Origin of the sequence: Flavobacterium sp. N1736, assembly GCF_025947065.1 — a bacterium.
GTDB lineage: Bacteria > Bacteroidota > Bacteroidia > Flavobacteriales > Flavobacteriaceae > Flavobacterium.
Window position 1 is genome coordinate 2747803 of the sequence record NZ_CP109994.1, and the last position, 23878, is coordinate 2771680.

At 36.4% G+C, this 23878-nt stretch carries 14 protein-coding genes, 2 tRNA genes and 3 rRNA genes; 8 read left to right on the forward strand and 11 right to left on the reverse strand.

Annotated features, from left to right (window positions below):
* Positions 1–158: 158 nt before the first annotated feature.
* From udk to scpA, 4 genes are all read left to right on the forward strand, one after another.
* Positions 159–767 carry a uridine kinase gene (gene udk, locus OLM54_RS11485; protein WP_264534777.1) on the forward strand — a complete coding sequence of 203 codons (609 nt, stop codon included), beginning with the start codon at positions 159–161 and terminating at the stop codon, positions 765–767.
* 127 nt (positions 768–894) lie between these two features.
* On the forward strand, positions 895–1221 hold the full coding sequence (locus OLM54_RS11490) for an FtsB family cell division protein (protein WP_264534778.1): 327 nt from the start codon (positions 895–897) through the stop codon (positions 1219–1221).
* Between the two features lie 17 nt (positions 1222–1238).
* Complete coding sequence (locus OLM54_RS11495; RefSeq protein WP_264534779.1) at positions 1239–2603, forward strand: methylmalonyl-CoA mutase subunit beta; 1365 nt, start codon at positions 1239–1241, stop codon at positions 2601–2603.
* A gap of 45 nt (positions 2604–2648) precedes the next feature.
* The gene (gene scpA / locus OLM54_RS11500) at positions 2649–4790 is read left to right on the forward strand and encodes a methylmalonyl-CoA mutase (protein ID WP_264534780.1); all 2142 of its coding nucleotides are present in this window, start codon (positions 2649–2651) and stop codon (positions 4788–4790) included.
* Between the two features lie 54 nt (positions 4791–4844).
* Here the strand turns inward: scpA and OLM54_RS11505 are convergent, their stop codons facing one another.
* The 4 genes from OLM54_RS11505 to dapF form a co-directional block, all read right to left on the reverse strand.
* Positions 4845–5492 (reverse strand): peptidoglycan-binding protein LysM, encoded by a 648-nt coding sequence (locus tag OLM54_RS11505; protein WP_264534781.1) that lies wholly within the window; start codon positions 5490–5492, stop codon positions 4845–4847.
* Between the two features lie 542 nt (positions 5493–6034).
* Positions 6035–7075 (reverse strand): endolytic transglycosylase MltG, encoded by a 1041-nt coding sequence (gene mltG, locus OLM54_RS11510; protein ID WP_264534782.1) that lies wholly within the window; start codon positions 7073–7075, stop codon positions 6035–6037.
* A gap of 10 nt (positions 7076–7085) precedes the next feature.
* A complete protein-coding gene (locus tag OLM54_RS11515; RefSeq protein WP_264534783.1) occupies positions 7086–7619 on the reverse strand; it encodes a GNAT family N-acetyltransferase in 534 nt (177 codons plus the stop codon).
* 69 nt (positions 7620–7688) lie between these two features.
* Positions 7689–8471 carry a diaminopimelate epimerase gene (gene dapF, locus OLM54_RS11520; RefSeq protein WP_264534784.1) on the reverse strand — a complete coding sequence of 261 codons (783 nt, stop codon included), beginning with the start codon at positions 8469–8471 and terminating at the stop codon, positions 7689–7691.
* A 140-nt stretch (positions 8472–8611) separates the two neighbouring features.
* On the opposite strand from dapF, the gene OLM54_RS11525 reads away from it, so the two are divergent.
* Positions 8612–10012 (forward strand): trypsin-like peptidase domain-containing protein, encoded by a 1401-nt coding sequence (locus OLM54_RS11525; RefSeq protein WP_264534785.1) that lies wholly within the window; start codon positions 8612–8614, stop codon positions 10010–10012.
* A gap of 209 nt (positions 10013–10221) precedes the next feature.
* A complete protein-coding gene (locus tag OLM54_RS11530) occupies positions 10222–11670 on the forward strand; it encodes a glyceraldehyde-3-phosphate dehydrogenase (RefSeq protein ID WP_264534786.1) in 1449 nt (482 codons plus the stop codon).
* Positions 11671–11731: 61 nt separating this feature from the next.
* Here OLM54_RS11530 and OLM54_RS11535 read toward each other — a convergent pair whose 3' ends face one another.
* Positions 11732–12190 (reverse strand): Lrp/AsnC family transcriptional regulator, encoded by a 459-nt coding sequence (locus OLM54_RS11535; RefSeq protein WP_154784369.1) that lies wholly within the window; start codon positions 12188–12190, stop codon positions 11732–11734.
* A gap of 197 nt (positions 12191–12387) precedes the next feature.
* On the opposite strand from OLM54_RS11535, the gene ald reads away from it, so the two are divergent.
* Positions 12388–13506 (forward strand): alanine dehydrogenase, encoded by a 1119-nt coding sequence (ald, locus tag OLM54_RS11540; RefSeq protein ID WP_264534787.1) that lies wholly within the window; start codon positions 12388–12390, stop codon positions 13504–13506.
* A 124-nt stretch (positions 13507–13630) separates the two neighbouring features.
* On the opposite strand, the gene pafA is transcribed toward ald, so the two are convergent.
* The 6 genes from pafA to OLM54_RS11570 all read right to left on the reverse strand — a co-directional run bounded on the left by pafA (position 13631) and on the right by OLM54_RS11570 (position 20745).
* Positions 13631–15250, reverse strand: coding sequence for an alkaline phosphatase PafA (gene pafA, locus OLM54_RS11545; protein WP_264534788.1), 1620 nt, complete (start codon positions 15248–15250; stop codon positions 13631–13633).
* Positions 15251–15461: 211 nt separating this feature from the next.
* Positions 15462–15571 (reverse strand): 5S ribosomal RNA (gene rrf / locus OLM54_RS11550).
* A 173-nt stretch (positions 15572–15744) separates the two neighbouring features.
* Positions 15745–18628: ribosomal RNA gene (locus tag OLM54_RS11555) — 23S ribosomal RNA — on the reverse strand.
* Positions 18629–18818: 190 nt separating this feature from the next.
* Positions 18819–18892: transfer RNA gene (locus tag OLM54_RS11560), tRNA-Ala, on the reverse strand.
* Between the two features lie 145 nt (positions 18893–19037).
* Positions 19038–19111, reverse strand: a tRNA-Ile gene (locus OLM54_RS11565).
* Positions 19112–19232: 121 nt separating this feature from the next.
* Positions 19233–20745, reverse strand: a 16S ribosomal RNA gene (locus OLM54_RS11570).
* The 16S, 23S and 5S rRNA genes sit together here with 2 tRNA genes alongside, the layout of an rRNA operon.
* Positions 20746–21929: 1184 nt before the next feature.
* On the opposite strand from OLM54_RS11570, the gene thrS reads away from it, so the two are divergent.
* The gene (thrS, locus tag OLM54_RS11575; protein ID WP_154339335.1) at positions 21930–23876 is read left to right on the forward strand and encodes a threonine--tRNA ligase; all 1947 of its coding nucleotides are present in this window, start codon (positions 21930–21932) and stop codon (positions 23874–23876) included.
* Positions 23877–23878: the final 2 nt, after the last annotated feature.

Below are 23878 nucleotides of genomic sequence, written 5' to 3' on the forward strand. Positions count from 1 at the left end.
TCAGAATATTTTATAAAAACTATACTGATTGCACGAAAATCCCGATGGCTTTGCTATCGGGATTTTTTTGTTTTAATAAATCAATTTTAAAGTTCGGATTCAATTATCAATCCACATAAATTATTTATTTTTGCCGAAACAAATATAACATCGATTTTATGCTCATTATTGGAATTGCAGGAGGAACAGGAAGTGGAAAAACAACGGTTGTACACCAAATTATGAATGAATTACCAGATACGGAAGTTGGCGTAATTTCTCAGGATTCATACTATAAAGAGACCCATAATTTGTCTTTCGACGAAAGAGCATTAATTAATTTTGATCACCCTCGCGCTATTGATTTTGAATTATTAGTAAAGCATTTAAAAGCATTAAAGGCCGGCGAAACGATAGATCAGCCAGTATATTCATTTATTCAGCACAATAGAACTGATGACACTATTTCAACTCATCCAAGAAAGGTAATGATTGTTGAAGGTATTTTAATTTTGACAAATCCTGAACTTCGTGATCTTTTTGAAATCAAAATATATGTTCACGCAGATTCCGACGAAAGATTAATTCGTCGTTTAAAACGTGATATTTCTGAAAGAGGACGTGATATTGATGAAGTTTTAACACGTTATCAAAACACATTAAAACCTATGCATGAGCAATTTATAGAACCTTCTAAAGCTTTTGCCGATATTATTATCCCAAATGACAAATACAATACCGTTGCAATTGATGTAGTTCGTGCAGTAATTAATCAACGAATTTCATAATTTTTATTGTAAATTTATTCCATAATAATTTGGAGCTATTTCCCGCTCTCGCCTTTATCTTTTTATGTCCGCCAAAGGCAGACACAAAAAGGATATCGGCTCCATCGGGGCTAAAATGAAAACAAAAATGAAAAATCCGTATAAAGACAAATCCTGGCTTAAATTTCTTGGCAATAAATATGTCTGGGTTTTACTGTTTTTTGTAATATGGATGCTTTTTCTAGACAATTACTCCTATTTTGATCATCGCTTTTTAGATAATCAAATTAATGAACTCGAAGACAATAAAAGTTATTATCAAGAAGAAATTAAAAAAGATCAGGAACAAATAAAACAACTAAAAAACCCTGAACAAATAGAAAAATACGCTCGCGAGAAATATTTCATGAAAAAAGACAGCGAAGATATTTACATCATTCATTTTGAAGGAGACACTATTCAAGATAAAGAATAATCAGAAAAAAACACCAAATGGCTACTACCCTTTTCGACGATTTTAATCCAATTTCATCCAAACAATGGAAACAAAAAATTCAGTTTGAATTAGATGGAGCTGATTATAACGAAACTGTAATTTGGAATTCTCCGGAAGATATTCAGGTAAAACCATTTTATCACAGAGATGAATTCTCTAAAACTGCTGCTGTAAAAACAAAAGCAAGTGACTTTAAAATTTGTCAAAACATTTTTGTTTACGATATCGAAAAATCAATACAAAGAGCTATAAACACTATCGAAAGAGGTGCAGAAAGTTTGCGTTTTACTATTGAAAACGAAAAAATTGACATTCAAAAATTATTAGAAAATCTTCCTTTAGAAAACAGAATCGTTTACTTTAATTTAAATTTTATCTCAATCGATTTCGTAAAAAAACTGGACACTATTTCTATTCAGAAAAAGGCAGCTTTTTATTGTAATCTGGATCCGATTGGTCATTTTGCAAGAGAAGGAAATTGGCTTTCAACATCTGATAAAAATAATTTTGAAACGATTGAAAAAATTTCAAAAGCAACCACAAACCTTTCATTAATAAGTATAGATTTAGGTTTATATCAAAATGCCGGCGCAAATATTACACAGCAAATTGCCTATAGTCTGGCTCATGCCAATGAATATTTAAATCGTTTGCCTAATATTTCTAAACCAATTGTTTTTCAGGTTGCTGTAGGTACGAACTATTTCTTTGAAATTGCAAAACTTCGCGCTTTACGAATGCTTTTTAAATTAATTGCTGATGAATATAATCCAAATTTAGATTGCCACATATTGGCTTCACCAACCAAACGCAACAAAACAATTTACGATTACAATGTCAACATGCTTCGCACGACAACCGAATGCATGTCGGCTGTTTTGGGCGGTGCAGATGCTGTTGCTAATTTGCCTTACGATTCTTTGTATCATAAAGACAATGAGTTTGGAGATCGAATTGCACGAAATCAACTGCTGATTTTAAAACATGAAAGTTATTTTGATAAAGTAAATAATCCGGCTGATGGAAGTTATTATATCGAAAGTTTAACCATGCAACTGGCCGAAAAAAGTTTGACTTTATTTAAAGATATTGAGGCAAACGGCGGTTTTCTGAAACTTTTAAATGACGGAATTATCAAAAAGAAAATCCAGGAAAGCGCTGCAAAAGAACAGGAATTATTCGATTCTAAAAAAGAAGTTTTGTTAGGAACGAATAAATATCCAAATAAAGATGACAAAATGAAACATGATTTAGAATTGTTTCCTTTTGTAAAAATAAAACCAAGAAAAACATTAATTACTCCTATTATAGAGAAAAGATTGGCTGAAAAGCTGGAACAGGAACGATTAGAACTTGAATAATCATTTTTTAGAAGTAATTAATAATCTACTCAAAAGAGTATTTCAATGATAAGAAAAGACCTTAAACATATAAAGTTAGAATTTAAAAGTCATGAGTTAAGCGAACAGACGCATAACTCAAAAACTATAACACACAACTTCACTACAGCCGAAGGAATTGAGTTGAAAGAAACCTATTCTGAAAAAGATATTGAAGATTTAGAATTTCTTGATTTTGGAGCAGGTTTTGCACCGAATTTACGTGGTCCTTACGCAACAATGTACGTTAGACGTCCGTGGACAATTCGTCAATATGCAGGATTTTCTACTGCAGAAGAAAGCAATGCTTTTTACAGAAGAAATTTGGCTGCGGGACAAAAAGGGCTTTCTATCGCTTTTGATTTGCCAACGCATCGCGGTTACGATTCTGATCATGAAAGAGTTGTTGGCGATGTTGGAAAAGCTGGTGTTGCCATAGATTCTGTAGAGGATATGAAAGTGCTTTTTGATCAGATTCCTTTGGATGAAATGTCGGTTTCTATGACGATGAATGGCGCTGTGTTACCTATTATGGCTTTTTATATTGTCGCTGCAGAGGAACAAGGTGTTGCAATTGAAAAACTTTCAGGAACGATTCAGAATGATATTTTGAAAGAATTCATGGTTCGAAATACGTATATATATCCGCCAACGCCTTCGATGAAGATTATTGCTGATATTTTTGAATTTACAAGCAAGAAAATGCCGAAATTCAATTCCATCTCCATTTCCGGTTATCATATGCAGGAAGCCGGGGCCACAGCTGATATCGAATTGGCCTATACTTTGGCAGATGGACTGGAATATATTAGAACCGGATTATCAACCGGAATGACAATTGATGATTTTGCGCCAAGACTGTCTTTCTTTTGGGCTATTGGGATGAATCATTTTATGGAAATTGCAAAAATGAGAGCCGGACGGATGATTTGGGCAAAATTATTACAGCAGTTTAATCCGAAAAGTGATAAATCTTTGGCTTTAAGAACACATTGTCAAACCAGTGGATGGAGTTTAACAGAGCAAGATCCGTTTAATAATGTTGCCAGAACTTGTATTGAAGCTACTGCAGCAGCTTTTGGAGGAACTCAATCTTTACATACAAATGCCTTAGATGAAGCAATTGCTCTGCCAACCGATTTTTCGGCAAGAATTGCACGTAATACGCAAATTTATCTACAGGAAGAAACTAAAATTACTAAAACTGTAGATCCTTGGGCGGGCAGTTATTATGTTGAAAGCCTGACGAATGAAATTGCCGAAAATACTTGGAAACTAATCGAAGAAGTGGAAGAATTAGGCGGAATGACTAAAGCGATTGAAGCCGGAATTCCGAAACTTCGAATTGAAGAAGCTGCTGCCAGAAAACAAGCCAGAATTGATAGCAGTCAGGATATTATTGTTGGTGTAAATCAATATCGATTAGAAAAAGAAGATCCTTTACATATTTTGGATGTAGACAACCAAATGGTTCGTAAACAGCAAATTGATCGTCTTGAAGAAATAAAATCAAAAAGAGATACTGAAAAAGTAAATCAATCACTCGAAAAATTAATTCTTTGTGCCAAAACCAAAGAAGGTAACTTACTTGAAATTGCTATTGAAGCTGCCAGAAACAGAGCTACTTTAGGCGAAATCAGTGATGCTCTTGAAAGTGTTTTTGGAAGGTATAAAGCACAAATTAAATCCTTTAGCGGTGTGTATAGTGCAGCAATAAAAAACGATGAAAATTTTGAAAAGGCAAAACAACTTGCTGACGCCTTTGCAAAACAAGAGGGACGACGCCCTAGAATTATGATTGCCAAAATGGGACAAGACGGGCATGATCGGGGTGCAAAAGTTGTAGCAACAGGCTATGCTGATGTTGGTTTTGATGTTGATATTGGTCCATTATTTCAAACTCCCGCAGAAGCTGCCAAACAAGCTGTCGAAAATGACGTTCACATTTTAGGTGTTTCATCGTTAGCCGCAGGTCATAAAACATTAGTTCCTCAAGTTATTGAAGAATTAAAAAAACACGGCCGAGAGGATATAATGGTAATTGTGGGCGGAGTAATTCCGGCACAGGACTATCAATATTTATTTGATGCCGGTGCAGTTGCCGTTTTTGGTCCGGGAACTAAAATAAGTGAAGCTGCTATTAAAATTTTAGAAATATTAATTGATTAAAATATTCCATAAAAAAATCCCGATTACTCGGGATTTTTTATTTCTTTTAATACTTTAATCGTTTATTGTAGCATTGCTATCTGCTTCAATATAAGAAAGATCATAACCTCCAAAAGCTTTCATATAACTTTTTAATGAAGTACCGTAAGCATCTCTAAAATGCCTGTTTCCTTTATTTTTAAAGAAGTTTTTTACTGATCCTGCACCACCAAGATGTGCAGCTGCCAAAATTCCTGATTCGGTAATTTCAACTCCATTAATGGTTTTTCCTTCATACCTTACAATTTCATTACGCAAAATCCATTTGTTTATGGATAATAATGCAATAAAAGCTTTTTCTTGTAAAGCAGGGTCTTTTAAGAAGGCTTTTTCATTTTTTACACCGATGGCTCTTAATGCTTTAGAACCAAATTGGTATTTGCCCATGTATCCAAGAGAATTTACCAATCGGTATTTTCCCTGAGATTCTTTAAAAGCAACTGCTTCTTTAAAACCTATAAGACGTTTTCCGGTAAATGGGGCATTTAACTTGTGTAAAGTAGGATAATCATCTACTTCCTGCGATGGAAATAAGTATTCAGATCCATCTGTTTTTTCTATTAAAAACCAAGGTTTGGTTTTTAGATTAAAGGGTTTAAAACCCAAACTTAAAAATGTAATAATAACGATCAAACTCGCATAAAAATACCATTTCTTTATCATAAATTGTTTTTCTTCAAAACGCTGTCACCCTTTTGAAATTTCTACGATGCAAAGATAATAAATACAAAACAATACTGATATTCAGTTATTTAAGCATTTGTAAGAATCTCAATTTTCCTTTGAAACCCTTTATTGATGCAGTATTCGAGCGATCGGCCTAACATTTTTTTAACCTTGAAAACGTGAAAAAAAAATTCCTAAAAATGTCATTTTTATCAAATTTTTAGCAATTTTGTTAAAATTGAAATATTAAACCTACAATATTAGCGTCCTTTTCACTCATATTTGAGATTACTTCTGTTTAATTTGAATAGCAAAAATCAAATTTTTACACTTTCAAAAGTTTATTTATTATCAAAAAGTTAAATTCGATTCATGCAATTTACATTTTCAATTAAAATCATTTAAAATTGACGTCAAAAATACGAAGTTCGTAAACTAATAAAATTCTTTTAAATTCATGAATGCAACTATTTATAAAAATAATTCAATAAAAAAACCGAAGCTATTGCCTCGGTTTTTTTAAAATAAGTGTATCTATTTTATCTTGTCACTCCCTGACTTGCTATCCAGTCTGAGTATTTTTTTGCATTAATTTGATGCTGTTCGTATGTTGAAGCAAATTCATGATAACCAAAGCGATCTACACTTGCACAAAAATAAATATAATCGTTTTTTTCAGGATTTAAAACGGCTTCAAGAGCTGTAATATCAGGCATTGCAATTGGACCCGGAGGAAGTCCTACATTCACGTAAGTATTATATGGAGACTTCATTATCAAGTCGTTATAGAAAACTCTCTTTATTACCTGATCAAAATCATTTGCTTTTAATTTTAACGCGTAAATAACGGTTGGATCTGCTTGTAAAGGCATTGCCAAACGTAATCTGTTTAAATAAACGCCTGCAATACGAGGCCTTTCATCTTTTTTCACAGATTCTTTATGAACAATAGAAGCTAAAATTGTAGCCTGAACCGGCGTTAATCCTTGTTTTTCTACTTTTGCAATTCTTTCCGGTGTCCAGAAATTATGATATTCCTTGATCATTTTATCACGGAATTTTATTGCTGACGTATTCCAGTAAACTTCATATGTATTAGGAATAAACATCGCGAAAACATTTTCTTCATTAAAACCGTTTTCTTTCAAGAAGGTTGAATCTTTAATGGCTTTCATTAGCGATAAACTATCTGCTTCAATTTCTGAACCAACTCTTCCCGCAAAATTTTCTAAACGCTCCTGATTATTAAAAGCTAATTTAACCGGGACATTAGATCGCATCGCACGAATCAAATCGATATTATTCATATCTTTTTTAAGCAAAAAACGCCCAGATTTTACATTTTCGGGATAGCTTCTCTTATTGGCTACCATTTCAAAATTGTCGTAATTTTTAATGTAAGGTTCCAATATTTTTTTTACATCTGTATAATCAGCTCCTGTTGGAACATATACATAAAGTTCTTTTTCTTCGAATTTAGTATTGGCGCTAAAAATTCTGCTTATTAAAATAAATCCGTAAATTATTAAAACTGAAACTACGGCTACGGCAGTTAACGTGATGATTTTTTTTATACTCAAAGCTAAAAATTTAAATTTGTTTATTAATTAACTGAAAAATTGCTTCATCTTGATAGTGGCCATTTAGCAATATCCAATCTTTTTTAATTCCTATTTTCTCAAACCCAAATTTAGTAAAAAGAGCTATACTTGCTACATTTCCTACATTAATATTTGCATATAATTGATGCAGGTTTAAATTATGAAAAGAGTATTTAATTAATAACTCTAAAGCCTCAGAACCAATGTTTTGGTTTCTGTTTTCTCTATTTTGAATGACAATTCCAATTCCGGCTCTGTTATTTTTCGGATCAAATTCAAATAAATCGATTAATCCGATAGCAGGAAAATCTTCGTCCTGACAAATTGCCAAGCGCAATTGTTTTGCCTCATAAATATCCTGATGTGCATTTTCAAGATATTGACGAACCAAAAAACGACTGTAAGGTGTTTGTGTATTACTGACTTCCCAAATGCTCTGATCATTTTCCATAGCATAAACAAACTCTAAATCATTAGGTTCTAATGCCCGAAGATAAATTGAATCGCCTTTGAGTGTAATCATTTTAATTTTAGATTTTTGACTGTAGATTTTAGATTTTGTCTTCGACTTCGCTCAGACTGACATTATTGATTATATTTCAATTGTTCCTTTAAAAACAAATTTTGCTGGTCCGGTTAAGAAAACATTTGAAAAATGATCGCCCAATTTATCAAAAGAAACAACCAATTTCCCACCTTCAACATTTAAATTGATCGAAGTTTTATCTGTTTGACCAATGGCGTTCATAGCAATTGCAACTGCCGTTGCTCCGGTTCCGCAAGCCAGGGTTTCATCTTCAACACCTCTTTCATAAGTACGAAGTGAGAAAGTAGTATCATCCACTTTTTTTACAAAATTGACATTACTTCCTTTTTCTCCATATAATTCACCATAACGAATTGCTGCTCCGTTTTCTTTTACATTATAATGTTCTAAATCGTCAACAATTTGTACATGATGTGGAGATCCTGTATTTAAAAAAGTATAAGAATCTTTCTTTTGTATTTGATCAACATCAATCATTTGCAATGAAATAATAGCATCATCTCCTACTGATGCGTGATGCAAACCATCTGTAGCGATAAAAGTTGTTTTATTGTCGATAACGCCTAATTGATTTGCGAATGCCACTAAACAACGTCCTCCATTACCACACATTGAACTTTGATTTCCATCAGAATTATAATAAACCATTCTAAAATCTGTTTCAGAATCATTTTCTAATAATATAAGTCCGTCAGCGCCAATGCCAAAACGTCGGTCACATAAACGCTCAATTAGTTTGATATCTTCTTTAGGAAAAAAATCAGAACGATTGTCAATCATCACAAAATCGTTCCCTGTACCTTGATATTTATAAAATTCTATTTGCATTTTTATTCTATTAATAAGCACAAAAGTACGAACTATTAATTAATGAAATGTTAATCATTGTTAAAGAGCGTTAAACCGTTTTATCAAATAATATTTTCAATTAATTTTACGTGTAAATAACTTAAACCTATATTCTAATTATGAAAAGATTGTCAACCTTATTTTTAGTGTCATTATTCAGTGGTGCTACTACTCTTGGCGCTTACAAGTTATTATTTGAGAGTAATAATTCTTTTTTTGGAAAAGGAAATTCTGTTGTAACTCTTGCGCCTAATTCATACGGAAGGAATGTTGGATTAGCCTCTGAAACTGTCGATTTTACCGAAGCAGCAGACAGAACAATTCATACTGTTGTACACGTGAAAAATGTTTCCCGCCGAACAGTTAGCAATCCTATGATGGAATTTTTCTACGGTTATGGAGGACAGCAGCAGCAAGAACAAGTAGGAACCGGTTCTGGTGTTATTATTTCTGAAGATGGTTATATCGTAACAAATAATCATGTTATCAAAGATGCAACAGAAATTGAAATCACTTTAAATAACAAAAAATCATATAAGGCAAAATTAATTGGTACAGATTCTAAAATGGATATTGCTTTATTAAAGATTGATGCTGATGAAAAACTTCCTTATACTGCTTTTGCAAATTCTGATAGTGTAAAAGTTGGTGAATGGGTTTTGGCTGTTGGAAATCCGTATAATTTAAATTCTACTGTTACTGCCGGAATTGTTTCGGCGAAAGCCAGAGATTTAAATGCAAATGGAATTCAATCTTTTATTCAGACTGATGCTGCGGTTAATCCGGGAAACAGCGGTGGTGCATTGGTAAATACCAGAGGAGAATTAATTGGGATTAATACTATGATTTCGTCAATGACAGGATCTTATGTTGGATATTCATTTGCTGTTCCTTCGAATATTGCGCGAAAAATTATCGAAGATATAATGGAATTCGGAAATGTTCAACGCGGAATTTTAGGTGTTGAAGGTGGCGAATTAAATAGTAATGCATCAAAAGAATTAGGAATTGCTCAAACTGAAGGATTTTATATTAGTAAGGTTTCTAAAAATTCGGGAGCTGAAAAAGCAGGTTTAACAAAAGCTGATATTATTGTAAAACTGGACGAACAAAATATTGCTTCTTTTGCTGATCTTTCGGGTTACATTAATACCAAAAGACCAAATGATGTAGTTAAAGTAACTTATATTCGAGATGGAAAAACGAAGATTGTTCCGGTAATTTTAAGCAAAAATGAGTTTTATAGTACTGAATTTAAAGGAATCGAATTAGAAAATATCGATGCTTCGGATAAAAAGAAATTCCATATTGATTATGGTGTGAAAATTAAAAACATAACCAACGAGAATTTGGCACAATATCAAAACGAATTACAAGGCAATATTATTTTGAGTATTGATAATGTAAAAGCGACAAATGTTGAAACTGTTTCGAAACTTTTAAGTAAAAAAGACGAGGGACAAAGTGTTCGAATTGAAATGATCAATAAGAATGGGGAAATTCTTAGAATAATTATTTAGTCTCAGTATTCAGTCTCAGTATTCAGTCTCAAAAAACTGACAACTGTGACTGTGACTGAAAACTGTTAAAAAGCCATCTTAGAAAAATAAGGTGGCTTTTTTATTTAAAAAAATAAATGCTAAAATAGTTTACGAAATCGATTGAAATGGATACTTTTGCGCCAAATTCTAAAATAGTGAGCATTTTATTTTTTTCAATTTAATCAATTATGAGCAAAAAATCTTTGTACCAAAAAGAAGTGTCCTTACAAGTCGACCGAAGAAGAGCCGGTGTCGAATTAATAAAAATTATAAGCGATTTATGGTATGACAAATCCATCGAAATGGTTTTATTTAAAAATCAATTATTGGATAAAAATGTCAGCGACATTATCAATCTGCATCAATATGCAGGTGAATTTGTTGGCAAACCAATCAGTATTTTTGATTCGGTAGAAATTGCAAAAGTTATTTTGTCATTAGATTTTCCTCCTGCCAAATTAGATTTAGGAAAACTAACTTACGAGTATCACTTAGAAGATGAGAAATATCCGGACGCAAGGTATTTTGTAATGGATAAATTGAAGAAAGCAAAATCATCAGAAGAAATTCAGCCAAAAGATGTTGTTTTATATGGTTTTGGAAGAATCGGACGTTTGTTAGCCAGAGAATTAATGTCGAAAACCGGCAAGGGAAATCAATTGCGTTTAAGAGCAATTGTAACCCGTGACAAAAATGATGCATCCATTTTAGAGAAACGAGCTTCTTTATTACGATACGATTCAATTCATGGTGATTTTCAAGGATCAGTAACCGCAGATTCAAAAAATAATGCTTTGATAATTAACGGAACTACTGTTCATATTATCAGCGCAAACACTCCGGAAGAAATAGATTACACTCAATACGGAATTAATGATGCATTGGTTATTGATAACACTGGTGCTTTTACTACAGAAGAAGCTTTAAAAAGACATTTAACTTCAAATGGAGTTAGCAAGGTATTATTGACCGCACCTGGAAAGGGGGTTCCAAATATTGTTCATGGTGTTAACCATACCGAATATAATCCTGATCAGATAGATATTTTTTCGGCTGCATCATGCACAACAAATGCTATAACGCCTATTTTAAAAGTTGTTGAAGATAGTTTAGGAGTTATAAAAGGTCATTTAGAAACTATTCATGCTTATACAAACGATCAGAATCTGGTTGACAATATGCACAAAAAATATCGTCGCGGCAGAGCTGCTGCATTAAATATGGTTATTACCGAAACTGGAGCCGGAAGTGCAGTTGCGAAGGCAATACCTTCTCTTGAAGGTAAATTAACTTCAAATGCAATTAGAGTTCCTGTCCCAAATGGGTCTTTAGTAGTCCTAAACCTTGAAGTTAAAAAAGCAACATCGATAGCAGCTATCAATAAAATAATGAAAAAATATGCTCTGGAAGGCGAATTGGTAGAACAAATTAAATATTCATTAAATAACGAACTTGTCTCTTCTGACATTGTTGGCACTTCTGCTCCGTCAATATATGATAGCAACGCAACAATAGTTTCTAAAGATGGAAAAAGTATTGTGCTTTATATTTGGTATGATAACGAATATGGATATAGTCATCAGGTTATTCGTTTAGCTAAATATATTGCCAAAGTAAGACGTTTTACTTACTATTAATATAAAACCAAGACTAACTATTTCTTAAAGCCATCATTTTTGTGATGGCTTTTTGTTTGAATTAAATAGGCAGAACGGTTGTACTTTTTACTTCAGAAATAACAAAAACAGTATTAATTAATGAAACTTCAGGTAGAACAGAAAGTTTTTTTTGATGGAAATGATGGTAGCTTTCCATATCCGGAATTATAATTTTTAGCATATAATCAAAGTTTCCGGATACATAATTACACTCTACAACTTCCGGTAAATTGAGTATCGATTGATTAAATCCTTCCGAAGTATCGTATGTTTGTTTTGTGAGTGTAACCTGGCAATAAACCGTTAGATTATTACCTAGTTTTTTCTTGTTTAAAATCGAGACATATTTTTCAATAACTCCCTCTTTTTCAAGACGTTTAACCCGATCATGGACAGGCGTTAATGACAAATTTATTTTGTTTGCAATGTCTTTTAAAGTATAATGCGCGTCTACCTGTAAAAGTCGTAGGATTTTTTTGTCAATTTCATCTAAGGCCATAACGAAAACGATTTAAATAATCATTAAAATTCAGTCATTTTTTCTTTTTGAAGAATCAAAACATACCTTAAAAAGAATATTTTTCTGTAAAAATACTAAATAAAATAATATTTTCTTATTTATACATCATTTATCCATAATATATTCTCTGTCTGTAAATTTGTAAAACAATTTCACAAAACTAAAAAATATAACAAATGATAATAGGTGTTCCTAAAGAAATTAAAAATAACGAAAACCGTGTAGCTTTAACTCCAGCCGGTGTTTCTGAAATGAAAAAACATGGACATACTGTTTATGTTCAATCTACTGCAGGTTTAGGAAGTGGTTTTAGTGATGAAGAATATGCACAAGCGGGTGCAGTAGTTTTAGCAACTATTGAAGAAGTATATGCTATTGCTGAAATGATCATTAAAGTAAAAGAACCAATTGCATCTGAATATCCTTTAATTAAAAAAGACCAATTGCTTTTTACTTATTTCCATTTTGCTTCTTCAGAACCATTAACTCATGCTATGCTTGAAAAAGGAGCTGTTTGTTTAGCTTATGAAACAGTAGAAAAAGCAGATCGTAGTTTACCATTATTAGTTCCAATGTCTGAAGTTGCAGGCCGTATGGCTATTCAACAAGGAGCAAAATATCTTGAAAAACCATTAAAAGGAAGAGGAATTCTTTTAGGAGGTGTTCCGGGAGTACCGCCAGCTAAAGTATTAGTTTTAGGTGGAGGAATTGTAGGAACTCAAGCTGCAAAAATGGCTGCCGGATTAGGTGCTCAGGTAACTATCATGGATTTAAGTTTACCACGTTTACGTTATTTAGATGATATCATGCCTGCAAACGTTAATACAGAAATGTCTAATCACTATAATATTACAAAAGCAATCGCTACAGCTGATTTAATTGTTGGTGCTGTTTTGATTCCAGGAGCAAAAGCACCTCATTTAATTACTCGTGATATGCTTAAATTAATGCGTCCGGGAACTGTTGTAGTTGACGTAGCAGTTGATCAAGGTGGTTGTATTGAAACTTGTACTCCAACAACCCACGAAAATCCAACTTTTATTATTGATGATATTGTTCACTACTGTGTGGCTAACATGCCAGGTGCTGTTCCTTATACATCTACATTAGCTTTAACAAATGCGACTTTACCATATGCAGTGCAATTAGCAAACAAAGGATGGCAAAAAGCTTGTAATGAAAACGAAGAATTGAAAAAAGGTTTGAACATTGCTAACGGAAAAATCCTTTATAAAGGAGTTGCTGAAGCTTGGAATCTTCCTTTCAACGAAGAATTAGTGTTAGCAAACGCATAGTGCTAACATTAAAATAAGTGCTTACTAAACACTCAATTTTAAAAGGCTTTTCTTAACTGAAAAGTCTTTTTTTTTATGGCATAAAAAAACCTGTCATTATTGACAGGTTTTTGAATATTGGTTTTTATTTCTTTTCATCCAAAACTTCCTGTAATACTTTTGCTTCAGTTCCATTTGGGAAAGTAACTTTAATTTTCTGCGCTATTGTTGGTGCGATTTCAGTAATTGCTTTCTTATCATAAGATTCACCTTTTTTGATATGCCATCCATAAAAAATAGCTGGCACATGTGTATCATAACTATATGGTGTTCCATGAGATGTTCCTGTCGTTGCATATTCTATATCACCAGGCTTATTAATAATAACAATATCTCCATCCTGAGTAATATCGTATCCTTTTGCAACAAAATTCAAATAATAATCATTACCTGAATTAGCTAAAATTTCCTCTTCTGTGTATACTCTTTTAACCTGTGGCTGTGTTATTAAAAACTCTTTAAAGACTTGTTTAACTTTTATTAAATCTAATCCTTTATCTTTTATAAGCTGTTTATTAAAAAATAAATTAAAATTTGAATAATTCAAAACTAAATCAACTCCAAAAGTTTTAATTGAAAAATCCTGAAAACTTTTTTTCACGTCTTTTGAAGGATAATTATCTACATTATATTTATGATCCTTTAAGTAAATTACGTTTTCTGCACCAGCATGATCAGCGGTTAAAAACAATAAATAATTATCTTTACCAACTGTTTTATCTAAGTAAGTCAAAAAGTCTGCTATAGTTTGATCTAGCCTTAAATAAGTGTCCTGAAGTTCTATAGAACGAGGTCCAAGTAAATGTCCTACATAATCTGTAGAAGAAAAACTAACAGTTAAAAAATCAGTGATATTATCTTTTCCTAATTCTTCTTTTTCTATTGCTTTTTTCGCGAATTCTGCCAACAAATCATTTCCGTAAGGAGTAACTCTAATAATACCTGCATCATTCTTTTCATACATTGTTTTTAAATCATATGGAAAGACTGGTGCTGCACTTCCATACAATTTTCCTTCATAAGGATTATTGTCCGGTAAACTTTCGTTATATGTCGCTGCAGGTTTATATAAATCCCAACCTTTGTTAATGTAAGGCATATAATGCTTTTCATTATTAAACTGAGTAACCCAATCAGGTAATTTTTCACCGTAAAAAGTACTTGAAATAAAAGAACCTGTCTTACTATACCAAAAGGCCCAGTTTGCAAAATGACCCGCGGGTAAAATTGCCCCACGATCTTTAAGACTCATTCCAATAACTTTTCCTTGAAAATTAGTTGCCATTCTTACTTCATCAGTAATAGTGGTGCTTTGAAGATTTTTTGGTGACATTGCCCCTTCTTCAACAGTTCCGTCTCCAACTGTTTTTACCGAAGCATCATCTGTACAATACATTTCTTTTCCTAATGTTCTACTAAACCATTCGTTACCAACAATTCCATGGGTAGAAGGCGTTGTACCTGTGTAAATAGATGCATGTCCCGGAGCAGTATAGGTTGGCATATAATTATAATGCATATTCTGAAAAGTGTATCCATTATTCATTAATCTCTTAAAGCCATTTGGAGAAAAATCATCAGAAAACCGATATAAATATTCCATTTTCATCTGATCAACTACAATACCGACAACCAACTTAGGGCGTTGTTGAGCACTTAAATTTGAGATTACAAACAATGTCAACAATACAATACTTTTTTTCATATTTAAATTATAATATTTATCACAAAAATACTGATTAGCATTCAAAAAGGCTAGCACGCCAAAGTTTAAAACCTAAAATTGACTTTAATTTAACAGAATAGGAAGATTCAAATAATAAGATTTGATTGTTTTAAGAAACAGGAAAAGCGACTATTTTCAAAACCGATATAAAACAAAAAACCCTATCCGTTTTGGATAGGGTTTTTCAAAAGAAAGGCGACGACATACTCTCCCACAAAACTGCAGTACCATCTGCGCAGGCGGGCTTAACTACTCTGTTCGGGATGGGAAGAGGTGAGCCCCGCCGCAATAACCACCTTAAGGTTGTTAGTCTGAAGTCCGAGGTCATAAAGTGGCAGGTCTTTCGACTTTCGACTTTAATCTTTCGACTTAAAGACTGCCCGCGACGGGCAAATATCTTAACATACTGAGATAAAGAAAGTATTTTAGTTTTAGAAAGTTTCTCCCTCCCGATTGCTCGGGAGGAAAAGGGTGTACATAAGCTTACGGATTATTAGTACTACTCGACTATGACATTACTGCCTTTACATCTATAGCCTATCAACGTGGTCATCTTCCACGATCCTTAAAAGAAATCTCATCTTGTGGTGGGTTTCGCGCTTATATGCTTTCAGCGCTTATCCCTTCCAAACGTAGCTACTCTGCGGTGCCCCTGGCGGGACAACAGATACACTAGAGGTTTGTCCAATTCGGTCCTCTCGTACTAGAATCAGATCCACTCAAATTTCTAACGCCCACAGTAGATAGAGACCGAACTGTCTCACGACGTTCTGAACCCAGCTCGCGTGCCACTTTAATGGGCGAACAGCCCAACCCTTGGGACCTTCTCCAGCCCCAGGATGTGACGAGCCGACATCGAGGTGCCAAACCCCCCCGTCGATATGAGCTCTTGGGGGAGATCAGCCTGTTATCCCCGGCGTACCTTTTATCCTTTGAGCGATGGCCCTTCCATGCGGAACCACCGGATCACTATGCTCTACTTTCGTACCTGATCGACCTGTATGTCTCTCAGTCAAGCTCCCTTATGCCATTGCACTCTACGCACGGTTACCAAGCGTACTGAGGGAACCTTTAGAAGCCTCCGTTACTCTTTTGGAGGCGACCACCCCAGTCAAACTACCCACCAAGCAATGTCCCCCACAATATGGGGTTAGGCCTCAGATAAACAAAGGGTTGTATTTCAACAATGACTCCACAACGCCTGGCGACGCCACTTCACAGTCTCCAACCTATCCTACACATCATTTATCCAAGGTCAATACTAAGCTATAGTAAAGGTGCACAGGGTCTTTTCGTCCCACTGCGGGTAAACGGCATCTTCACCGTTACTACAATTTCACCGAGCTCATGGCTGAGACAGTGTCCAGATCGTTACACCATTCGTGCAGGTCGGAACTTACCCGACAAGGAATTTCGCTACCTTAGGACCGTTATAGTTACGGCCGCCGTTTACTGGGGCTTCAATTCAATGCTTCTCCGAAGATAACATCTCCTCTTAACCTTCCAGCACCGGGCAGGTGTCAGGCCCTATACTTCATCTTACGATTTTGCAGAGCCCTGTGTTTTTGATAAACAGTCGCCTGGACCTCTTCACTGCGGCCCCCATTGCTGGGGGCGACCTTTCTCCCGAAGTTACAGGTCTATTTTGCCTAATTCCTTAGCCATGAATCTCTCGAGCACCTTAGGATTCTCTCCTCAACTACCTGTGTCGGTTTACGGTACTGGTACTAATTACCTGAAGTTTAGAGGTTTTTCTTGGAAGCCCTTAGGCGCACTATCTCTTTGTCCGAAGACTCCGAGTACTATCGTATTTCCCCAAGACGCGTGGATTTGCCTGCGCATCTTATAGGTAGGTACTTCAACGAACTATTCCGTCAGTTCGCGGCGCTTTCATCACTCCGTCACCCCATCACAGTAATTAGTAGTACGGGAATATTAACCCGTTAGCCATCGACTGTCCCTTTCGGGTTCGCCTTAGGACCAGACTAACCCACAGCTGATTAGCATAGCTGTGGAAACCTTAGTTTTTCGGTGTGCGGGTTTCTCGCCCGCATTATCGTTACTTATGCCTACATTTTCTTTTCTAACCAGTCCAGCATACCTGACGATACACCTTCAACCCTGTTAGAATGCTCCCCTACCACTTACAGTAAACTGTAAATCCATAGCTTCGGTAATACGCTTATGCCCGATTATTATCCATGCTCGTCCGCTCGACTAGTGAGCTGTTACGCACTCTTTAAATGAATGGCTGCTTCCAAGCCAACATCCTAGCTGTCTGGGCAGACAAACCTCGTTCTTTCAACTTAGCGTATATTTGGGGACCTTAGCTGATGGTCTGGGTTCTTTCCCTCTCGGACTTGGACCTTAGCACCCAAGCCCTCACTGCTGTGAAACATTATATAGCATTCGGAGTTTGTCAGGAATTGGTAGGCGGTGAAGCCCCCGCATCCAATCAGTAGCTCTACCTCTATATAACTTTATGCACAGCGCTGCACCTAAATGCATTTCGGGGAGTACGAGCTATTTCCGAGTTTGATTGGCCTTTCACCCCTACCCACAGGTCATCCGAAGACTTTTCAACGTCAACCGGTTCGGTCCTCCACTGTGTGTTACCACAGCTTCAACCTGCCCATGGGTAGATCACACGGTTTCGCGTCTAACACTACTGACTAAAGCGCCCTATTCAGACTCGCTTTCGCTACGGATCCGTGGCTTAACCACTTAACCTTGCCAGCAACGTTAACTCGTAGGCTCATTATGCAAAAGGCACGCCGTCACCCCACGAAAGGGCTCCGACCGCTTGTAAGCGTATGGTTTCAGGATCTATTTCACTCCGTTATTCACGGTTCTTTTCACCTTTCCCTCACGGTACTGGTTCACTATCGGTCTCTCAGGAGTATTTAGCCTTAGCGGATGGTCCCGCCAAATTCAGACAGGGTTTCACGTGCCCCGCCCTACTCAGGATACCACTATCTATTACACTTGTTACCCATACGGGACTATCACCCTCTATGGTGCCGCTTTCCAGCAACTTCCGGTTCCTTGTGCATAAAATGTCGTGGTCCTACAACCCCAGCATTGCCGTAACAACACTGGTTTGGGCTAATCCGCGTTCGCTCGCCACTACTTACGGAATCACTTTTGTTTTCTTCTCCTCCGCCTACTTAGATGTTTCAGTTCAGCGGGTTTGCCCACCTATCGGTGTACTATGTCTTCAACATAGTGGGTTGCCCCATTCAGGTATCTGCGGATCAATCGGTGTGTGCCCGTCCCCGCAGCTTTTCGCAGCTTATCACGCCTTTCATCGCCTCTGAGAGCCAAGGCATCCCCCATACGCCCTTATTTTGCTTATTGTACCAATCATAAAATCAATTATGACCGTTTTTTTTGTCTTTTACAATAAATTGTAAAAAACGCTTTCTACTTTTTATTATTTTCTTATCTCAATATGTCAATGAACTTTATTTAGTCGAAGCTCAAAAGTCAAAAGTCGTCAAGTGAATCACTTTGGACTTTATAACTTTAGACTTTATGACTAAAATCGTGGAGAATAACGGAGTCGAACCGTTGACCTCCTGCGTGCAAGGCAGGCGCTCTAGCCAGCTGAGCTAATCCCCCATTTTTCAATCTTAGATTGTAGAATTCAGATTTTAGATTTCTTGAGTTCTTCTCTAATTTCCTGTGGTGAATCCCAACTTCCAGAATTTCCTTTTTTAAGCTTAACTTTAAATCTAAAATCTATAATCTTAAATCTAAATTTTAGTAGTCCCGGGCAGACTCGAACTGCCGACCCCTACATTATCAGTGTAGTACTCTAACCAGCTGAGCTACGAGACTCTGTTTTACTTAAAATTTATTATTTGAACTAACAGCAAGAGTAAAATAGCCTTGAAATCAAAACCCATAAAGCTTCTTCTTTTTTCCCCAGCGTGTGTTTCCACTAACACTAAGGCTCTAGAAAGGAGGTGTTCCAGCCGCACCTTCCGGTACGGCTACCTTGTTACGACTTAGCCCTAGTTACCAGTTTTACCCTAGGCAGCTCCTTGCGGTCACCGACTTCAGGCACCCCCAGCTTCCATGGCTTGACGGGCGGTGTGTACAAGGCCCGGGAACGTATTCACCGGATCATGGCTGATATCCGATTACTAGCGATTCCAGCTTCACGGAGTCGAGTTGCAGACTCCGATCCGAACTGTGACCGGTTTTATAGATTCGCTCCTGGTCGCCCAGTGGCTGCTCTCTGTACCGGCCATTGTAGCACGTGTGTAGCCCAAGGCGTAAGGGCCGTGATGATTTGACGTCATCCCCACCTTCCTCACAGTTTGCACTGGCAGTCTTGTTAGAGTTCCCGACTTGACTCGCTGGCAACTAACAACAGGGGTTGCGCTCGTTATAGGACTTAACCTGACACCTCACGGCACGAGCTGACGACAACCATGCAGCACCTTGTAAATTGTCTTGCGAAAGTTCTGTTTCCAAAACGGTCAATCTACATTTAAGCCTTGGTAAGGTTCCTCGCGTATCATCGAATTAAACCACATGCTCCACCGCTTGTGCGGGCCCCGTCAATTCCTTTGAGTTTCATTCTTGCGAACGTACTCCCCAGGTGGGATACTTATCACTTTCGCTTAGCCACTGAAATTGCTTCCAACAGCTAGTATCCATCGTTTACGGCGTGGACTACCAGGGTATCTAATCCTGTTCGCTACCCACGCTTTCGTCCATCAGCGTCAATCAATTAGTAGTAACCTGCCTTCGCAATTGGTATTCCATGTAATCTCTAAGCATTTCACCGCTACACTACATATTCTAGTTACTTCCTAATAATTCAAGTCTAACAGTATCAATGGCCGTTCCACCGTTGAGCGATGGGCTTTCACCACTGACTTATTAAACCGCCTACGGACCCTTTAAACCCAATGATTCCGGATAACGCTTGGATCCTCCGTATTACCGCGGCTGCTGGCACGGAGTTAGCCGATCCTTATTCTTACGATACCGTCAAGCTGCTTCACGAAGCAGTGTTTCTTCTCGTACAAAAGCAGTTTACAATCCATAGGACCGTCATCCTGCACGCGGCATGGCTGGATCAGGCTTGCGCCCATTGTCCAATATTCCTCACTGCTGCCTCCCGTAGGAGTCTGGTCCGTGTCTCAGTACCAGTGTGGGGGATCTCCCTCTCAGGACCCCTACCCATCGTTGCCTTGGTAAGCCGTTACCTTACCAACTAGCTAATGGGACGCATGCTCATCTTTTACCGTTGTGACTTTAATAGTTCAGCCATGCGGCCGTACTATACTATGAGGTATTAATCCAAATTTCTCTGGGCTATCCCTCTGTAAAAGGTAGATTGCATACGCGTTACGCACCCGTGCGCCGGTCTCTAGCTCCGAAGAACTATACCCCTCGACTTGCATGTGTTAAGCCTGCCGCTAGCGTTCATCCTGAGCCAGGATCAAACTCTTCATCGTATATTGTTGATCTTGATAATTCAAGATCGTATTGTTATTCGAATCAGTCTCTATCGGTTCTTTTCAATCTCTCGATTATCTTACTCTTTATTCTTTTGCTCTAACATCTCTGTTAAAACGGCTGTCAATTCAATATGTCTACGAACGTGTATTTCTTTTTTGTTTCGCTTGTGTTTCAAAGCGGGTGCAAAAGTAGAAAACTTATTTCTTACTGGCAAATGTTTTTCGAAGTTTTTTTCGAGAAATTTTCATTCCCTTTTCCCTTCCCAAACCTTACCAATCTATCAATGAACTTTCCGTGTTTTGCGGGGTGCAAATGTAACATCTGTTTTCAAATCTCACAAGCTTTTTTTAATCTTTTTTGAAAATAAATTTTCCTCCCGATTGTATTTGCCTGCCAGTATTTCAGTGAACGCCCGTCGTTGTTGCGGGTGCAAAAGTAGCACCTTTATTTACATTTACAAGCCTTTTTTTTATATAATTTCAATCTTTTTTATAACTCGCTGGTATAACGTTTTTTACAACCCGAAGTTTTTTTGTGGTTGCCCTGCTTTTGACGGGGTTTGCCTGTTTTGGGTAGTTTGCTCGCAAAGGCGCTAAGACGCAAAGTTTGTTTTTACTGGGTTTTATGAATCGCGCAAAGGCGCAAAGTCGCCAAGTTCTGCTTTTTCCTGCTCTTTATACCGAATGTTTCTTCTCAAAACCGCTGCCCTGGTCCCGATAGTCCCGAAACTTCGGAATTGAAAACCTTTTGCTTTTCCTTTAAAAAGCTAAAGATTAGAGCGCATAGCGGGAAATGGCTCCTGATTCAAGTCATAAAAGCTTCGGCTTCGATCAGCTGGACAAAAAGCACTCTTATATTATAGTAGAAAATCTCTCCTTATATATGTATAAAAATAAACACGACAGTCCCGAAGCTTCAGATTGAAAACCTGTCGGGTTTAGTAAAGTGATTTGCTCCTATAATAGTAGCAAAATGTACCTCATATATATGTACAGAAGAAGATCTGATAGATTTTAGAAACCTATTAATTAAATAACCGATGTTTCTTATATATAGTACAAAGAATGCCCTTAATGATAATTTATAACTTTTAGTCTTACACATTATAGTATAAACATGAATATATGTATTGTATGTATTTTTGTAATGCGTTATATTTGCATTCACAAAATTATAAACAATGATTAAGATTACTTTACCCGATGGGTCAATTAGAGAGTTTGCTTCAGGTGTAACTCCGATGGAGGTTGCTAAAAGCATTAGTGAAGGATTTGCAAGAAACGTGATTTCAGCGTCTTTTAATGGTACAACAATTGAAACCGAAACTCCATTGACGACCGACGGTAGTCTTATTTTATATACTTGGAATGATGCGGAAGGTAAAAAAGCTTTCTGGCATTCGACTTCGCACGTAATGGCGCAAGCGCTTGAGGAATTATACCCCGGTATTAAATTAACTCTGGGACCTGCAATTTCAAACGGATTTTATTATGATGTTGATTTTGAAGATCAGAAAATTGTTGAAGCTGATTTTAAAAAGATTGAAGATCGTGTTCTTGAGATTTCAAGAGAGAAACACGAGTTTAAAATGCGTCCGGTTAGTAAAGCAGATGCTTTAGCAATGTATAAAGACAATGTGTACAAAACTGAATTGATTTCGAATCTTGAAGACGGAACTATTACGTTTTGTGATCATGCTACTTTTACTGATTTATGCAGAGGTGGGCATATCCCGAATACTGGTATTATCAAGGCTTTTAAAATTATGAGCGTTGCCGGTGCTTACTGGAGAGGTGACGAGAAAAACAAACAGCTGACTCGTGTTTACGGAACTTCTTTCCCTAAACAAAAGGACTTAACTGAATATCTTGAACTTCTTGAAGAGGCAAAACGTCGTGATCATCGTAAGTTAGGTAAGGAACTTGAATTGTTTGCTTTTTCTCAAAAAGTTGGACAAGGTCTACCTTTATGGTTACCTAAAGGCGCGGCGCTTAGAGACCGTTTGGAGCAATTTTTAAAGAAAGCTCAGAAGAAAGCCGGATACGAACAAGTAGTTACGCCACATATTGGTCAGAAAGAACTTTATGTAACTTCTGGTCACTATGCAAAATATGGTGCAGATAGTTTTCAGCCAATAAATACTCCTGCTGAAGGCGAAGAGTTTTTATTGAAACCTATGAACTGTCCTCACCACTGTGAGATCTACAACGTAAGACCTTGGTCGTACAAAGATCTACCTAAGCGTTATGCTGAATTTGGTACTGTATATAGATATGAGCAATCTGGGGAATTACATGGTTTAACTCGTGTACGCGGGTTTACTCAGGATGATGCGCATATTTTTTGTACTCCGGAGCAATTGGATGAAGAGTTTAAAAAAGTAATTGACTTGGTACTTTATGTATTTGGTTCATTAGGTTTTGAAAACTTTACTGCTCAAATTTCGTTGAGAGATCAGGAAAACAGAGAGAAATACATTGGTTCTGATGAAAACTGGGAAAAGGCTGAAAATGCAATTATCAATGCTGCAGCTGATAAAGGATTGAATACTGTTGTGGAATATGGCGAGGCTGCTTTTTACGGTCCGAAGCTTGACTTTATGGTAAAAGATGCTTTAGGCAGACAATGGCAATTAGGCACTATTCAGGTTGATTATAACTTACCTGAACGTTTTGAATTGACTTACAAAGGTGCTGATAATGAATTACATCGCCCTGTTATGATTCACAGAGCTCCATTTGGATCTATGGAACGTTTTATTGCAATTTTACTGGAACATACTGCAGGAAATTTCCCACTATGGCTAATGCCTGAGCAGGCTATAATCTTGTCTTTGAGCGAGAAATACGAAATTTATGCTAAAAAAGTTTTAGATTTGCTAGAAAATCACGAAATTCGCGCCCTAATTGACAACCGAAGCGAGACTATTGGTAAGAAAATTAGAGATGCTGAAATGCAAAAAATACCATTTATGCTGATTGTGGGTGAAGAGGAAGAGAAAAACGGAACTATTTCTATTCGTCGTCACGGACAGGAAGGAAAAGGGAATATTACAGTTACAATTGATGAATTTGTCGCTATTGTAAACGAAGAAATAAAAAAGACATTAAAAGTTTTTACAGTTTAACT

Coding starts and splice junctions, on each gene's coding strand:
- ald (WP_264534787.1), top strand. CDS start 12,388: ATGATAATAGGTGTTCCTAAAGAAATTAAAAATAACGAAAACCGTGTA.
- OLM54_RS11535 (WP_154784369.1), bottom strand. CDS start 12,190: ATGGCCTTAGATGAAATTGACAAAAAAATCCTACGACTTTTACAGGTA.
- pafA (WP_264534788.1), bottom strand. CDS start 15,250: ATGAAAAAAAGTATTGTATTGTTGACATTGTTTGTAATCTCAAATTTA.
- OLM54_RS11515 (WP_264534783.1), bottom strand. CDS start 7,619: ATGATTACACTCAAAGGCGATTCAATTTATCTTCGGGCATTAGAACCT.
- dapF (WP_264534784.1), bottom strand. CDS start 8,471: ATGCAAATAGAATTTTATAAATATCAAGGTACAGGGAACGATTTTGTG.
- scpA (WP_264534780.1), top strand. CDS start 2,649: ATGATAAGAAAAGACCTTAAACATATAAAGTTAGAATTTAAAAGTCAT.
- OLM54_RS11525 (WP_264534785.1), top strand. CDS start 8,612: ATGAAAAGATTGTCAACCTTATTTTTAGTGTCATTATTCAGTGGTGCT.
- OLM54_RS11530 (WP_264534786.1), top strand. CDS start 10,222: ATGAGCAAAAAATCTTTGTACCAAAAAGAAGTGTCCTTACAAGTCGAC.
- OLM54_RS11505 (WP_264534781.1), bottom strand. CDS start 5,492: ATGATAAAGAAATGGTATTTTTATGCGAGTTTGATCGTTATTATTACA.
- udk (WP_264534777.1), top strand. CDS start 159: ATGCTCATTATTGGAATTGCAGGAGGAACAGGAAGTGGAAAAACAACG.
- OLM54_RS11490 (WP_264534778.1), top strand. CDS start 895: ATGAAAAATCCGTATAAAGACAAATCCTGGCTTAAATTTCTTGGCAAT.
- thrS (WP_154339335.1), top strand. CDS start 21,930: ATGATTAAGATTACTTTACCCGATGGGTCAATTAGAGAGTTTGCTTCA.
- OLM54_RS11495 (WP_264534779.1), top strand. CDS start 1,239: ATGGCTACTACCCTTTTCGACGATTTTAATCCAATTTCATCCAAACAA.